The sequence below is a fragment of the Pseudomonas sp. H1_A03 genome, assembly GCF_054685145.1.
On sequence record NZ_CP162829.1, the window covers coordinates 3,085,053 to 3,099,949 of the forward strand.

A 14,897-nucleotide genomic window follows, 5' to 3' on the forward strand; every position below is an offset into this window, starting at 1 on the left:
AGGCATGTAATATTTTTCCTGAATACTCGCGGCGCTCGGGTATGCTCTGGGATGTTGGGGTATATAGGTACTATCGATTTCAGGCTAAGGATTAGGCACTTTTCCATGTAGGCAACGTCTACAACGTACGACTGTTTTTTCTTTATTTTGAGGTGTCATCGATGAAAGCCTGGATGTGTGTGCCTGTGATCGTGTTGGCCCTGGCCGGTTGTGCCGGTAAAACCGCGTACCGCGACAGCTGTGGCTCGCAATTGGACGCCGCCTGGAAAGAACTTGACCTGGCCAAGGCTGAAGGTTTTGCCGGCACGGTGAGCTACTCCAAGGCCTTGTCTTTGTTGACCGGCGCCAAAACCCAGCAACAATTTGAAGCCTTTGAAGGCTGCTCCAATAAAGCCGAGAAAGCGCGGTTCTATATTCGTGAGTCTCGCGCCGGGCGTTGACGCGTAGCAGCTGTCGAGTGCAACGAGGCTGCGTCGGCGGCCATGAGTTACCTGGGAATTTTCGTCGTCAGGGGGAGGAAGGGATGTCAGCTTTGGTCGATCAGTTAGTCGCTCAGGTCATTGGCCTGGAAGTAGGGTTACTGAGCTGCCAGGCTCGCCTCGCCGCCGTCACCGACGATGAAGCCTTGCATGACCTGCGCACCACCGTGCGCCGACTGCGCAGCCTGTTGCGCCCCCTGCGTGGGTTGCCAGGGGTTGAACAGCTTGAATCGGCCGCCAGCAGTGTGGGCCAGATGACAACGCCGCTACGCGACCGTGAGGTGCTGGCGGCGTATTTGCATCAGCATGGCCATCACGAGGCCGCTGACCGGCGCCTACGCCTGCAACCCGATGCCTATCGCCAGGTGGCACAAAGCCCGGAAGTTGCCCATTTGCTGCGGATACTCGACGCCTTCCCGCGTTTTATTCGTGCCTCTGAACACCAGAAACTGCTCAAAGGCCTGCGCCCACGTATCGAGAAGCGTCTGGCCAAGCAATGGCAGAAACTCGGTGAAGCCTTGAAAGACCCCGACCATGATCGCCACCGCCTGCGGTTGCTGATCAAGCGCGTGCGCTACGCGGCGGAAGCGTATCCCGAGCTGGACAAGTTGCCTGCCAACGCCATGTCACGCCTGAAAAAAGCCCAGGCTACCCTCGGGGATTGGCATGACTGCTGGCAGTGGTTGGCCCAGGCCGAGCACCAGGCAGACCTGCAACCTTGTGTTGCGGTATGGCATCGCACCATGGCCAAGGCGGAAGGGCAGGCCGATCGCGTGCTGGACAAACTCAGCGCCGATTGTTTCTGAGCCGGTCCGGCTTTTGGCCGGAATAGGCGCTGCACCTCATGGGGCCGATGATTAAGATCACCCATCTGTTCCTTCTGATGTGAGACGCGCCATGCGCTTTAGTGATTTGCTCGACGCCGCACGAAGCAACCCGCTGGATGTGACCATCCCCGCCGAATGGGCCCAGGGCCGCGCAACGTTTGGTGGGCTGGTCGCCGCATTGCAATACGAAGCCCTGCGCGCCCAGGTGCCAGCTGATCGGCCTTTACGATCACTGGCAATCACCTTTGTTGGCCCGGTCGCGCCGGACGTTTCTGCCAGTTATCAAGTCGAAGTGTTGCGCGAAGGCAAGGCCGTCAGCCAGTTGCTCGGCCGCGTAGTGCAGAACGGTGAAGTGGCGACACTGGTACAAGCCAGTTTCGGCGCCTCCCGTGAGTCGGAAATTGCTGTCGAGAGTGAAGCGCCGCCCGTGTTCAAACACTGGGACGAGTGTCAGGAACTGCCCTATATCAAGGGCGTTACCCCTGAATTCATGCGCCACCTGGCGATGCGCTGGAGTGTGGGCGGCTTGCCGTTTACCGGCAACAAATCCCGCGACATGGGCGGTTGGGTGCGTTTACGCGGGGATGTGAAAGAAGAGCCACTGACCGAGGCGCATATCCTCGCCCTGGTCGACGCCTGGCCGCCGGCCTTGCTGCCGCACCTGAAAAAGCCAGCGCCGGGCAGCACCCTGACCTGGACCATCGAGTTCATCCAACCCCTGCAGACTCTGAGCACCCTCGACTGGTGCCAGTACCACGTCACCATCGAACACGCCCGCGACGGCTACGGCCATGCCGCTGCCGCGTTATGGAGCCCGACCGGCGAATTGATCGCCATCAGCCGCCAGACCGTGGTGGTCTTCGCCTGACCTCAATGCCTGTGGCGCTGCTGCCAAGCGCGCCACCAGCTACCGCTCAATACAAAACGCGGAAAGGTCACGAACTGCTCAACCACCAGGCGTTGTACTGCGTCTTTACGATCACTGAACGGCTCACTGGCCTGGGCTTCCAGGCTATGGCCATGGCGCTGTAGCGCCAAGCCGGCCAGGATGCCGACAACGCCGACGGCAAAACTGGCCAGGCTCAGGCTGAATACCCCGGATACGATCAACAGGAACCCGACGATAAACAGCGGCACGGCAATCAGGTGCAACGCCAGGTTGGTCGGGTGCTGATGGTTTTGCGGGTAGCTGCGCCATTGCCAGGCGGGGAGATTGGGGTGACGTTTGCCCATGATGGTGAATCCTCTGTCCGTTGAAATAGCCTGGGCAGAGTTTAGGTGGGAGCGGCTGGGGCGGCGAATTGGGGCTAACTATGGGGGTCATAGAGCGCAATTGCCGCAAGCCACTTTATGCCCAAATTACGCAGTCATGGTCATCCAAGTGCACCAGAAAAGTGAGTTCGATATCGGCCACCCAAAATGGGTATCCGATCGATTCACCTAGGATGTCTGCAATGTCTTGGGAATTGCTGACCGTCCAAGCGCTGTACGTTGAGTCGAGCACTAATAGAATCAGTTTTTTTTAATGATGCGATGCTGTATTTCTTTCCAGAAGTCGGGTTGTGCTCGGTGCTTTTTTCGAACAGTTTGACCGGGTCGAGTATATCGCTTTCTGATTTGAAGAACTTTCTCGTCAGAGCGTGGATGAAAGTGGCAAGTTCGCTCGATTGCAGTTTCTAGAGCGGATATGCAGCTTTTTAAAGCTTGGCCTATTTCCTTTTCAAGGTGACTCAATACTCTGGTACCGTTTGGATGTGTGTTTGCGAGTTAAAACACTCGAACTATTTGAAGTAGTAGTCGTCCGGTCCGTTAATATAAACATTAGGATCTTTAAGTGAAATGAATTTTGCATTGAACTTTATGGAAGCGTTGTTGCTGACGGCTTCAAATGTGAAATAGTCACTATCTTTGTTGATGTTTACGGTAAATACCTCATGTGCAGGAATATTTGAAATTTTTAAGTCTTTGATTTCATAAAAAGTTAGACCTAATCTACACATGTTATACCCTTTATTCTTCCATTTTTCTGGTAAGTTATCTGGAAACTCGGGTATGTCGAAACCCATGCCAATACAAGGTTGGTCATTTTCTATCCTTATAGAAAAAAGAGCTATTTTTCCAATTTCAATAGAGGAGCTAAAAAGTTTGTTAAAAAATATGCTTCCATCTAAGTCATTCCAGTATTTCATGCTTATTTCCTGAATGGATAATGTTTTTTTGCTCCTTCGATATAACCTTTTCGAGGCTTGTCGATTGGCCGCAAATTGAAGTGCGAAGAGTGATCTCCAATGCTATCTACTCTACCGAATTTATGGCCCGCTGAGTGGTCTTGAATAAGGATTTTTGAACCATTTGATCTTGTAAATTGATATACCCTTGTGTCGATGGGCATACCGTTGTCATCCAGTATTCTTTTTTCATTTTTGTCCGTCATTTTTTCAATAGCGTATTGTTTGGTCTTTCCTGTGTCTGGGTCTACTACCATGTCCGGGCTCTGGCTCATTGGTATACCGGCATCTCTTTTCGCTCCTCTGAAAGCGCCTTTGCGTGAAATATCGGGTGCTTCTGGTTCATTCCATGTTTTACAGGCTGACGGGTATTTCCCTTTCGGCGGGCAGTTGGCGCTCAGCCCTAGCGGATCCACCCACCCAGTAGGATTTGGTACGTACTGGTAGGCATTGATCCCACCCGCGAGCTTCACCGGATCCGGTGTCAGGTAACGACCAATATCCGGATTGTAGTAGCGATGGCGGTTGTAGTGCAGTCTGCTTTCCGGGTCGAAGTATTGGCCCTGGAAGCGCAGCGGGTTGTCGATTTTATTGGCGTCGAGGCGGGTGATTTCGCCGTAGGCGCGGTAATGGGCGGACCAGACGACTTCACCGTTAGGGGCGGTGAGTTCTTGTGGTGTGCCAAGGTGGTCGAGTTGGTAGTAGTAGGGCTTTGTTTCTTTTGGGCCGAAACGTTCCTGTTCGCCTTGGGAGTGGTGGACGCGGGTGAGGCGGCTTAGCGGGTCGTAGTGGTAATGGCTTTCGCCTTTGCGGGTGTCGATGAGGCGGGTGAGGTTGCCGGATTTGTCGTAGTGGTATTGGCGCTGATATATCGCACCTTCGACGTCGCATAGGCCATGGTTGAACAAGCGTCCTTGTTCGTCGTATTGGTAGCTGCTGAGTAGACTTCCTTGGCCTCTTTGGTGTTCTCGACCCGTATCAAATCGGTGGGCGGTGAGCGTGCGGCCATTGAGCTCTACTTTCTCGAGTTGACCGCCTTTGCTGTGATTGAACACCAGGCGATTGTTGTCCGGCAAACGTAGGTTTTTAAGTTGGCCGCAGGCGTCGTAGCCATAACGCAGAGTGCCCCAGCCCTGGTGCTCGGCGGTGAGGCGGTTCTGGGGATCGTATTCGTAGGCCAGCGCCCAGTGGCCGTCGTCGACGCTGAGGAGGTTGCCTTGGCGGTCGTAGGCGTAATCGACGATGTTGCCGTCGGGTAGGGTTTTTCTTACGAGTCGTCCGGCGTGATCGCGCTCGTAGCGGGTGACTAGCTGACTGCCGTCGTCGCCGTGTTCGGTCTTTTCTTGCAGGTTGCCGTTCAGGTCATAAACGTAAGCGGTGCGCTGGCCGTCAAACCCGGTTTCCTGTTGGATCAGGCCATTGCTGTGGTACTGGAGCCGGTAAGTTTCGCCGACTTCGTTTTCGATTTCGGTCAGCAACAACCGCACGTTGTCGTAACGGTATTTGACCTGGGTGCCATCGGCGTTGATGCGGCGACTGATCAGGTGCAGGCCGTCGGCGTATTCGTAGCGGGTGATATTTCCCAGTTCATCGCGGTCGGAGGTGATTTTTCCGTAGGGGTTGTAGCTGTATTCCCGCGTTGCGCCGTCAGGCTGAGTCACTTTCAGCAAGCGGCCTGCTGCATCCCACTGATACTGAGTCAGCGCGCCATGTTCATCCTCACGCGCAACCTGCCGCCCCAGATCGTCATAGCGATAGCGCTTGATCCCGCCATTCGGTAGCAGCTCTTCAAGCAGTTGTCCGCGTTCATTCCAAACCAGCTTCTGACAGCTGTGATCCTGATACCAAACCCCAACCAGCTGCCCATATTTGTTGTAGCTGTAGTCAGTAGCGTTGCTGTCAGGATCGGTCCTGCGCGTAACGTCGCCTTGGTCATTACGCTCATACTTCCAAACCGCTTCACCACGCCGCACAACCCGTACGAACCCATTCTCATGCTCGTAGGAAGTCGGCTCATCATCCCCAGGAAACAACGCCACCAAGCGTCCGGCTTCGTCGTACTGGTAGGCCGTGATCGCGCCGAGAGGATCCTGCTCAACCGTCAGCCGGCCTTTCTCATCGTAGGATTTAAAGTGCTCGGCACCATCCGGATCCACCCGCTGCACCAGCCGCGCCCGCTGGTCATGCACGTAGACTTCCTGGCTGCCATCGGCGTTAAAAACCGTGACCTGCCCGTTGTCATCCCACACATACCGCGTGTCCGTCTGCGAAAAGCTTGCCCAATGCCGGACACACCGCGCCGCCTTGCCAGACCGTTCCCATTCCCAAAAGAAACTCGCCCCACCGGCCAGTCCGCGCTCAAGAATGACGTGCTGATCGTCGTACCGATAAACCTCACTTTCGCCTACAGCGTTAGTCGCTGAAACCAACCGACCAGCAGCGTCATAGGCGTAGGAAACAACGTTCTGCTCCGTCACCCAGACAAACGGACCGTCATCCACAGCCCGCTCAGTCTGGTAATCCACCGCAACAATGCGGCCCGACGCGTAGCGCAAAAACAACGAGCGTCCCACACCGTTGTCCAGCCGCTCGATCTGCCCGAGGTAGTTACGGAAAATGCGCAGCCGGTTGTCATACGCGTCGCTGATTGCTGTCAGCACACCGTCACGGAAGTGGTAGAAACGCGACGCCTGAGCCAGCACCAGCTCATCAGGCAACGCCCCCAAGTAGATCGCCGCTTCGGCAAGGCTGTTGGTGATCGCGGGCCGAGAAGCAGATGGCAAGGGCAGGGTGGTGGAGCGATTCTCATGGTCTGACCACACCACCGAATCACCAGAAACCGCGAGCCGATGCGCCAGCGAGTGACTCCAGCCAAACCCCAGCCCGCAATCCACTTCCACCGCACTGGTGCGGTACAACAGTGTCCACTCAAACGGCAAAATCCCATCGAGCGCACCATCGGTCAGTGTCAGCAGTTCCTCCCCGGTAACCATCGATACCGGGCAGCCATTGGTCGCGGTCTTATCCGAAGAGGCCGTCGCATCGCCAGCTGGGTTTTTCGCAACCGCAGGGGCATCGTCGATAGGTTCCTGTCGCACCAACACCGTCCGCTGGGCCTTGTCCCGAATCACCGGCACCGGGTTGGAAACCACCTGATTCCCAGCCTTCAACGGCACATCCGGAATCGTCCGGATCGGCGTCGCCGGGCTACCCACCAACAACGGCTTGGCCGCTTCAACATGCTGCTCCAAGCGCGGTTCGGCAAGCTGATCGGCCAGCATCTCCAGCCACTTACGCACCCGCCCGGACTTGATATGCCCCAGCACCTGCGCACCCAGGCGTATCTGCACCCCCATCCCCCCGCGTAGCCCAGATCAAAAACAGATTGATCAGCACCTCGCCGGTAATCTCGCCCAGCAGTTCGTACATCTGCGGCGGCGGGAGCATGCGTATCCAGGCCACCATCGCTGACAAATAGATGAACAACAGCGGCTCATCGCTAAGCACCAGCAGGCCGTGGGCAATGGCGTCTTTGCCCAGTTTCAGCAATTTATCCAGCTCGGCTTGGGTGATGTACTGCAACAACTTCTCGCTGTTGGCCTTGAGGTCCGCCAATAGCTCGTAAAGCTGTGTGAAATTGTCCCAGAGGTTATAGAGCGCTTTACCAATCCCTGTTGAAAACGCCACGGCCTGCATCGCGCTGCGCTCGAGCGGCGCGGTATTGGCAAAGCGGCTCCATTGCGGCTTGAAGGTGGTTTTCCATTCATCACGCAGACGACCTTCCAACCCCGCGATCACCGACTGATAAGACGCATACAGCGCCTTGACGTGATCCTTGGAAACGTTGGGATAAAAAGTGATCTGGTAGTGCTGGTCGCGGGTGCAATCCTTGATTTCAAGAATGCCGCTGGGGCCAATGGTGTGATGGATCGGCGCGCCCATCGGGCTGCCATCAGGGGCAATCGCTTGCAGCATCACCGGCGTATTGCCGATGGGCACAAAGCGTGTGCTCTCGAACATATGCACCAAGGTCAACGCGCCCTGGGCTTTGCAGACGGCCACCGTGCGATTGGTTTTTTTGGAAGACGCCGGAGCGACGAGAGAAACCTCTTCCCCCACCTTGAACACCTGCTCGACTTCCAGCGAAGAGCCACTCCAGAAGCGCTCGGCCCATTCGTCGAAAGTGTTCAGGCAATCCCGAAAGTCACGAAGGACGCCTTCGACGTCGGGCGCTTTGGCATTCATCGGCGACAGGACAAACTTGCCAATGACCGGAATCAAGAGGCCGTCCAACGGGTCAGGGTGTTAACGGAGAAGTGCATCGGCGGTCCCTCGCGCTGATTGATCAGGCGAGAGACTTTGGAGAGGTTGGTAGGGAAAAGAAGTCGGCGTTATTCGCCAGGATAGCTAGGAAGTTTCACCAAAACCTCGGGTAAACCGAGGCTTCGTTGTAGGCAAGGGATTACAGGTTGAACAGTCCTACAGCTTCAACTGCCCAATCGCTTTGCTCAGTTCCCCGGCCAAGGTCGCCAATTCATTGCTGGTAGTCGCCGAGTCCACGGTTTGTTGCACGGTGTTCTCAGTCACGTCTCGAATACTCACTACCGCGCGGTTCATCTCTTCGGCGACGTGGCTTTGCTGTTCGGCGGCGACGGCGATCTGGGTGTTGCTTTCGCGCATCTGCGCCACGGCGCCGGTGATTTCGGCGAGTGCGGCGCCGGCTTCCTGGGCTTGTTGGACGCAGTCGTCGGCCTTGAACGAGCTTTCCTGCATGAAGTCCACTGCGTCGCGGGTGCCGTCTTGCAGTGCCGAGACCATGCGGGTGATTTCGTCGGTGGAGTTTTGCACGCGTTTGGCCAGGTTGCGCACTTCGTCGGCAACCACGGCAAAGCCACGGCCCATTTCCCCGGCGCGGGCGGCTTCGATGGCGGCGTTGAGGGCGAGTAGGTTGGTCTGTTCGGCGATGCTATGGATCACGCTGACCACGCCGTTGATTTTCTGGCTGTCCTCGGCGAGTTTCTGGATCATTTCGGCAGTCTGTTGCACCCCCGTGGAGAGGCCTGCAATCGAGCGTTGCACGCGGGTGACCACTTCCTGGCCGCTGCCGGCTAGGGTGTCGGCGGTCTGCGACAGATCCCGGGTAGCGCCGGCATGTTGGGCAATGTGATGGACGGTGGCGGTCATCTCGTTAATGGCAGTGGCGGCCTGGTCGGTTTCACTTTGCTGGCCGAGCATGCCGCGCTGCACCTCGTTCATGCTGCTGGCCAGCCGCGCAGCACCCTCGTCCAGTTGCCGGGCGGTACGCGCCACGGTGTTGACCACGCGCTGGTAACCGGCCTGCATGGCGTTGAAGGCGCTGGCCATCTGGCCAACTTCATCCTTGCACGCCAAGGGCACGCGGGCGGACAGGTCGCCGGTTTTTTCCACGTGCAGCATCACGTCTTTTAGAGTGTTGAGCTGGCTGAGCAGGAAGCGGATCAGCAATTGCGAGGCGCCGAGCATTGCCAGCATCAGGATCAATACCGCCACCGCGTAGTTGGCGAAGCGTTCGGCGAACACCTGGCTCAAGCTGGGGGCGTAGGCGAGCACGGCGACGTGTTGCCCGTCGGGGCGGGCGATCACTTCGGCACCCATCAGTGGGTTTTCGCCAAAGAGGGGCATGTGATTGAGTTCGACCCAGCCGTTGGCGTTTCTCAGGGCTGAAAGATCTTGATCGGCCAGTTGGGGGACTCGGCCACCTGCGAACGTCAGCCAAAGCTCTCCGTTGGGCAGCGTTTTGTCCGCCGGCCAGGCGCTGAGTAACCGCGCTTGCGCCTGCGCCGAGGCGTGTGACGCCGTGCTGCGGGCCTGTTGTTCAAGCTGTAAGGCGTAGAGCACCAGCAGCAGCGTGGTAATGAAGGCGACCGCATTGACGGCCCAAAATTTGTACTTCAGCGAGATATTGCTAAGCCAGGCACCCATGGAAGGTTTTCTCTGATAGCGGAAACAGCATTGGCAAGGTGCCATTATTGTGCCGCTACTCAGGAAAACCGTTTTGACATGGGTCAATGCGCCGCATTAAGCGAGGGTGGGCAAGCCGAAAAAAGCGCGTGCGCTGGCGGTGCTGTGTTGGGCCAGGTCTTCCACGCTTTCGTTGCGATGCAGGGCGACTTCGCGCAGTACCTCCGGCAGATACGCGGGCTCGTTGCGACCATTTTTCGGTTTTGGGCGCAGTGTGCGTGGCAGCAAGTAGGGCGCGTCGCTTTCCAGCATCAGACGGCCTCGGGGAATTTCCCTGACAAGTGGGTGCAGGTGCGTCCCACGGCGTTCGTCGCAGATCCAGCCGGTGATACCAATGTGCAAGTCGAGGTCGAGGTAGCTGAACAACGCCTGCTGTTCGCCGGTAAAGCAATGCACCACGGCGGCGGTGAGGTGGTCGCGGTAGCCTTTGAGGATCTCCAGCAGGCGCACGTTGGCGTCACGCTCGTGGAGGAACACTGGCAGTTTCAGCTCGACGGCCAGGGCCAGGTGTTCTTCCAATACTTTTTCCTGTTGGGGGCGGGGCGAGAAGTCGCGGTTGAAATCCAGCCCGCATTCGCCCACGGCACGCACGCGGCTTTCACCGAGCAATTCACGCAAGCGCTGGGCGCTGTCGCTGTTCCAGTCACTGGCAGAGTGGGGGTGAATACCGGCGGTGCTGAACAGGCGCTGGCCGCTTTCATCGAGTTTTACGCACAGCTCCAGGGCGTGTTCGCTGCCCTCGACGCTGGTGCCGGTGAGCACCAATTGTTGCACGCCGGTGGCATAGGCACGTTCGAGCACGGCCTGGTGCTTCTCGTCGAAACTGGGGTTGGTCAGGTTGACGCCGATATCAATGAGTTGCATGGTGCTATCTCCGCCTGCGGCCGGAAAGCATATCAGAGCTGTAGATTTATAAGAAAAACTAAGAACTACAACGAGTTATAGCTGTCTTTGAACGTCGCCAGTGACATTGGGTTGTGTCCAAAGCTTTGCCCTGTGTCACCGTTGCGCGCAAAGCCTGCGCTTATAGCGCTCTGTTTCTGACCCCCACCACCTCGTTTTTCGCGAGGATGTTGGCCAGTATTCTTTTCCGGAGAGCGGATGATCCGACCCTCGGCGTTGCTTATGTTGTGCCTGACGCTGCTGCTGCCCATGGCCGCGGTTGCGCGCCTGGACGGGCCGCTGGAAGTGACCAAGCCCGGCAAGGTTCGCGATCTGGCGGAGATTCGCTCGAGCCGCACCCTGCGCGTATTGGTCAACCAGAGCCGTAACAGTTCCGGCGAGGTTCAGGGCCAGGCCATCGGTGTGGAATACCATCGTTTGCGCGCCTTCGAGCAATACCTCAACGGCCATGCCCGTGACGGCCAGGAAATCAACCTCAAGATCATTCCCAAGGCCAAGGACCAGTTGCTTGGCGCGCTGGCCCGTGGTGAAGGTGACCTGGTGGCGCCCGGTGAGTTGGTGGATGTAAAGGCCGCGCACAAGATCAGCACAAGCGATCCGATTGCCAGCGATGTGCCGCTGTGGCTGGTGGGTGTGAAAGGTGAGCGGCGCTTTACCAAGTTGGAGCAACTGTCCGGACGCACCCTGGCGCTGACCACCGGTAGTGCGGCGGCGGATGCCATCAGCCAGGTCAATCAGAAGCTGGCCCTGCACAAGCAGCCACCCATCAAGGTGGAATGGGTTGACCCGACCTTGGCCGTGGAAGATGTGCTGGAGATGGTCCAGGCTGGCATTTTCCACCTGACCATTGTCGAAAAGCCGATTGCCGAGCGCTGGTCGAAGATCCTGCCCAAGTTGCGTTTCGATAAACAAGTGGTCATCAGCGAGCCGGGCGACGAGTACTGGTTTGTGCGCCAGGATGCCTCGATGCTGCGGGCCAGCATTGATCGATTCCTCAAGACCTATCGAACCCCCGCAGACCAGGATGTGGCGTTTCAACGCATCTACCGTCGCCTCTACCAAGTACGCAACCCGCTGGCCCGCGTCGACCGCCAGCGCCTGGAAAAATTGCGCCCAGTGTTGCAGAAACACGCCCGCGAGCAGGGCATGGATTGGTTGAACCTTGCCGCGCTGGCCTTCAAGGAATCCGCGCTTGACCCTGGCGCACGCAACAGCGGCGGCCCCACCGGCCTGATGCAGATCACGCCCTCGGCGGCGCAGCGCGTGGGGGTCAACAATATCGAAAGTCTCGACAGTAATGTGCAGGCGGGTGCGCGCTACCTGGCGATGATCCGCCGCAAGTTCTTCGCCAGTCCCAAGCTCAATGAGCGCGAGCGCATGGCCTTTGTGCTGGCGGCGTACAACATGGGGCCAGAGCGGGTGCAGGGTATGCGCACAGAGGCCAAGCGCCGGGGGCTCAACCCCAACCAGTGGTTCTTCCAGGTTGAACGCATTGCCATGGAGCAAGTAGGCATGGGCGGCGTCAGCTATGTTAATAGCGTCAACAAGTACTATCTGGCGTTCGATCGGGAGCGGGAATCCCTGGAACCGCCAGCGCCGAAAATCGCTTCACGGAAGTAATCGATTTAATCGATATTAATCAGGCATTTTTTCGGCTTTTATCATTGTTTAAACTGATTAATATAGCGGCCAACCAACCCCTACTTTGAAAAGGATTATCACCATGAGCCCACTGATCAAAAGCGTCCTGTCCACCCGTGCCGGTTACGGCCTGACCATCCTGCGTATTATTGTCGGCATTATCTTCGCCGCCCACGGTTCGCAAAAACTCTTTGGCTGGTTTGGCGGCTACGGCCTGGCAGGCACTGCCCAGTGGATGGAAAGCATCGGCCTGGCGCCGGGTACGCTGATGGCGCTGCTGTCGGGGGGGACCGAGTTCTTCGCCGGCCTGGCACTGATCATTGGCCTGCTGGCGCGTCCGGCGGCACTCGGCTTGACCATCCTGACGCTGGTGGCGATCTTCTCGGTGCATATTCATAACGGTCTGTTCATGGCCAACAACGGTTATGAGTTCGCACTGGCCTTGCTCGGCGGCACCCTGGCGGTGTTGTTGGAAGGGGCGGGCAAACTGTCTGCCGACCGCGCTATCGCCAACTGATCGTTCTGCAAAACCTTGAATCGGCCCGCCATGTGCGGGCCTTTTCGTTGCTCGGGATTGTTGACATCGCCCCACCGGCTTCTCTAGGATGCCGTTCATGCGCCGATTTAAACAGCTAATTGCGGGGCGCCATGGGTGATCGCTATCGGTCCCGACAGAAGCATGTTCCATGCTTCGAAATTCCGCTAAAGCGCTGGTTCGGTGTTGCCTCTCACCTGCCCGCAGACTTTTGAGGCAGAGACACGACACGATGAATGCACTACGCCCCCTGATACGCCTGGCCCCGATCACCGCGGACCTGACTCAACGCAATCCTAAAATTCTCCTTGGCGGCAAGCACCAGCCTACGCTCTTGCGTTACTTGGATGGCTGGCCGCGCCGTACTGGCCGACCCTCAGCGTTCCTGATCCAGTTTGTCGAAGATGGCGATTCCCTTGCGCGTTTTGCCAGCAACTGCTTTGACCTCGCGGTCATCCAGGCCCCGAGTGCCAGCGACGCCGCAGAAGTCATCCGCCAATTGACCCGCATCGCTCGACAAGGGCTGATCGCCCGACGTTAATCGTTTAGTGAATCAGGCTGCCAGCGTGCAGCCGACGACGGCGATGACCCCGGAAGACCCCCCAGGCGATCAGGCATAACGTCAGCGGAATGGCAAACGTCACGACCAGTTTTATCGCCAGTTCCAGGTGACGCACCTGGGCATAGGCTTCGCGTTGCAAGGCATGCAGCTCCATGGGCAAGCGCAGGCGTTCCTTGTTGAGTGCTTGCAACTGGGTGGTGGTGTCCACCGCCTGGGTGCCGAGGGCAGTGGTCCACGGGATCAGCCGTTGCCATTCCTGCTCCGTTCGTTGCAGGCGTCGTTCCAGTTCGCTGGCCTTCGAGCGATAGGCGTGCTTCGCGACCTCGTGCATGCGCTCCAGCACTGTCGGCTCCCGTTCCTGCGGCACGCGAGGGCGAATTGCGGCGAGTGTGTCGGGGGCGGACAGGTTGTCCAATGTATTCAAGACAAACAACGCGTTGCTGTCAGGTGCCGAATTGCTGACCTTGTCCGTGAGCAAGTCGGTGTCAGCAATGACCACGACATGTATCTGCGCTGCTTTCTGCACACCGGGCGGCTGCCCCTTGAGGCCATCCGGAAAGACAGAATAGCTCGGCCCCTCGATACGTGCGGCGATCACATGACGCCGCTCTTGGCCCGACGCCTGTTCAATCAATGAGTCGACCGTGGTAGCGCGGGTGAAGCTATTGGCATCCAGCAGCACCGATTGCTCGGAGCTGTGCAGGAGAGGGGTGAAGGTCGTGCGACTTTTACTCATTCGTGAGAGAGCGCCACTGCTCGATACCGTCACCCTGTTGAGGTTCCAGGTGCTGATATCGTTTGTGTTCATCGCCTGCCGAGGCAGGTTCAATCGGACCTGAGTGGGCGCCCCTGGCGTTTCCCAAGGCGTATAGAGGTCGTCGGCCAGCAGCTTGTCCGCTGGCATCTGGATACCCCAGGCAGCCAGTAATTGGTCCACTAGAGTGTTGGCAGGGGCAGCGTTTGAGCGTTGCTCGCTCAAGGGGTCAATAAACATCATCAATCTGCCGCCCCTCAATACAAATTGTTCAATCCCATACAGCGTTCGCTCAGATAACGCCTGTGGGTGCACAACCATCAGCGTTTTTATACGCTCGGGGACGTGCGCGGCAGTCGACTCCAGGTTGACCAGATCAAATTCACGTCGTAGATCCTGCAACAGCCGACCTGCAGCTTCGTCCATCGCCAGCCCCGACAGCAGTGCAATGACCGGGCGCTCCGGGTGCTGCAACTTATAGAGCAGGTGGCTGATTTCATACTCGAGCAAGGGCTCCCGGTCGAGGCTGAAGGAACCGATACGGCGCACACTGTGACCGGCGCGGGTGCCGATAAGGCCGAGAAACCCAGCGTTGTGGTCGAGTCCGGATAGCCGGGCTTTATAGGCGTCCTCGGAAAAAGGTGCAGGTTCAATAAGGTGCAGGTTAATCATGCCATTGGCCGTTTTTTCGTACTCCTTGAGCAGTTCCTCTACACGCTTGCTGTAGCGTTGCACGGCGTAGTTTCTTTTCGGGTCGTTGTTCGAGTTGAAGTAATACAGGTCGACGGGGCTTTCCAGTGTGGCAACTAGATGTTGTGCTGAAGACGATAAAGTGTGAACTTTTTGTTGAGAAAGATCCCACTGGATATCAGGAAGTTTACCTATCCAAACCAGATTGAACGCCAGGAAAAGCAACAAGGTGACGGTGAGTGTCATGCCGGTGCGCAGAGTGGACCGCATTAAGGGTT

At 57.5% G+C, this 14,897-nt stretch carries 11 protein-coding genes and 1 pseudogene; 6 read left to right on the top strand and 6 right to left on the bottom strand.

Features of this window, described 5'->3' with window-relative positions:
* The first annotated feature begins 161 nt into the window (after positions 1 to 161).
* The 3 genes from AB4O35_RS14215 to AB4O35_RS14225 all read left to right on the top strand — a co-directional run bounded on the left by AB4O35_RS14215 (position 162) and on the right by AB4O35_RS14225 (position 2,174).
* Positions 162 to 440 (top strand): hypothetical protein, encoded by a 279-nt coding sequence (locus AB4O35_RS14215; RefSeq protein WP_012722962.1) that lies wholly within the window; start codon positions 162 to 164, stop codon positions 438 to 440.
* Positions 441 to 523: 83 nt separating this feature from the next.
* On the top strand, positions 524 to 1,285 hold the full coding sequence (locus AB4O35_RS14220) for a CHAD domain-containing protein (protein WP_065874985.1): 762 nt from the start codon (positions 524 to 526) through the stop codon (positions 1,283 to 1,285).
* Positions 1,286 to 1,376: 91 nt separating this feature from the next.
* The gene (locus tag AB4O35_RS14225; protein WP_065874986.1) at positions 1,377 to 2,174 is read left to right on the top strand and encodes an acyl-CoA thioesterase; all 798 of its coding nucleotides are present in this window, start codon (positions 1,377 to 1,379) and stop codon (positions 2,172 to 2,174) included.
* 2 nt (positions 2,175 to 2,176) lie between these two features.
* Here the strand turns inward: AB4O35_RS14225 and AB4O35_RS14230 are convergent, their stop codons facing one another.
* The 5 genes and pseudogenes from AB4O35_RS14230 to AB4O35_RS14250 all read right to left on the bottom strand — a co-directional run bounded on the left by AB4O35_RS14230 (position 2,177) and on the right by AB4O35_RS14250 (position 10,398).
* On the bottom strand, positions 2,177 to 2,539 hold the full coding sequence (locus AB4O35_RS14230) for an Mpo1-like protein (RefSeq protein WP_065874987.1): 363 nt from the start codon (positions 2,537 to 2,539) through the stop codon (positions 2,177 to 2,179).
* Between the two features lie 548 nt (positions 2,540 to 3,087).
* Entirely contained in the window at positions 3,088 to 3,495 is a 408-nt protein-coding gene (locus AB4O35_RS14235; RefSeq protein ID WP_065874988.1) for an Imm50 family immunity protein, read from the bottom strand.
* A 2-nt stretch (positions 3,496 to 3,497) separates the two neighbouring features.
* A pseudogene (locus AB4O35_RS14240) lies at positions 3,498 to 7,815 on the bottom strand (RHS repeat-associated core domain-containing protein).
* Between the two features lie 198 nt (positions 7,816 to 8,013).
* A complete protein-coding gene (locus AB4O35_RS14245; protein WP_065889569.1) occupies positions 8,014 to 9,495 on the bottom strand; it encodes a methyl-accepting chemotaxis protein in 1,482 nt (493 codons plus the stop codon).
* 96 nt (positions 9,496 to 9,591) lie between these two features.
* Positions 9,592 to 10,398 (bottom strand): TatD family hydrolase, encoded by an 807-nt coding sequence (locus tag AB4O35_RS14250; protein ID WP_065889570.1) that lies wholly within the window; start codon positions 10,396 to 10,398, stop codon positions 9,592 to 9,594.
* Positions 10,399 to 10,635: 237 nt separating this feature from the next.
* On the opposite strand from AB4O35_RS14250, the gene AB4O35_RS14255 reads away from it, so the two are divergent.
* The 3 genes from AB4O35_RS14255 (at position 10,636) to AB4O35_RS14265 (ending at position 13,154) form a co-directional block, all read left to right on the top strand.
* On the top strand, positions 10,636 to 12,057 hold the full coding sequence (locus tag AB4O35_RS14255; RefSeq protein ID WP_065882403.1) for an MltF family protein: 1,422 nt from the start codon (positions 10,636 to 10,638) through the stop codon (positions 12,055 to 12,057).
* Positions 12,058 to 12,160: 103 nt separating this feature from the next.
* On the top strand, positions 12,161 to 12,595 hold the full coding sequence (locus AB4O35_RS14260; RefSeq protein ID WP_065872748.1) for a DoxX family protein: 435 nt from the start codon (positions 12,161 to 12,163) through the stop codon (positions 12,593 to 12,595).
* Positions 12,596 to 12,845: 250 nt separating this feature from the next.
* Complete coding sequence (locus AB4O35_RS14265; protein WP_065872747.1) at positions 12,846 to 13,154, top strand: hypothetical protein; 309 nt, start codon at positions 12,846 to 12,848, stop codon at positions 13,152 to 13,154.
* A 4-nt stretch (positions 13,155 to 13,158) separates the two neighbouring features.
* Here AB4O35_RS14265 and AB4O35_RS14270 read toward each other — a convergent pair whose 3' ends face one another.
* Positions 13,159 to 14,889: a Gldg family protein gene (locus AB4O35_RS14270; protein WP_065882407.1), complete on the bottom strand. Its 1,731-nt coding sequence runs from the start codon at positions 14,887 to 14,889 to the stop codon at positions 13,159 to 13,161.
* Positions 14,890 to 14,897 lie beyond the last annotated feature (8 nt).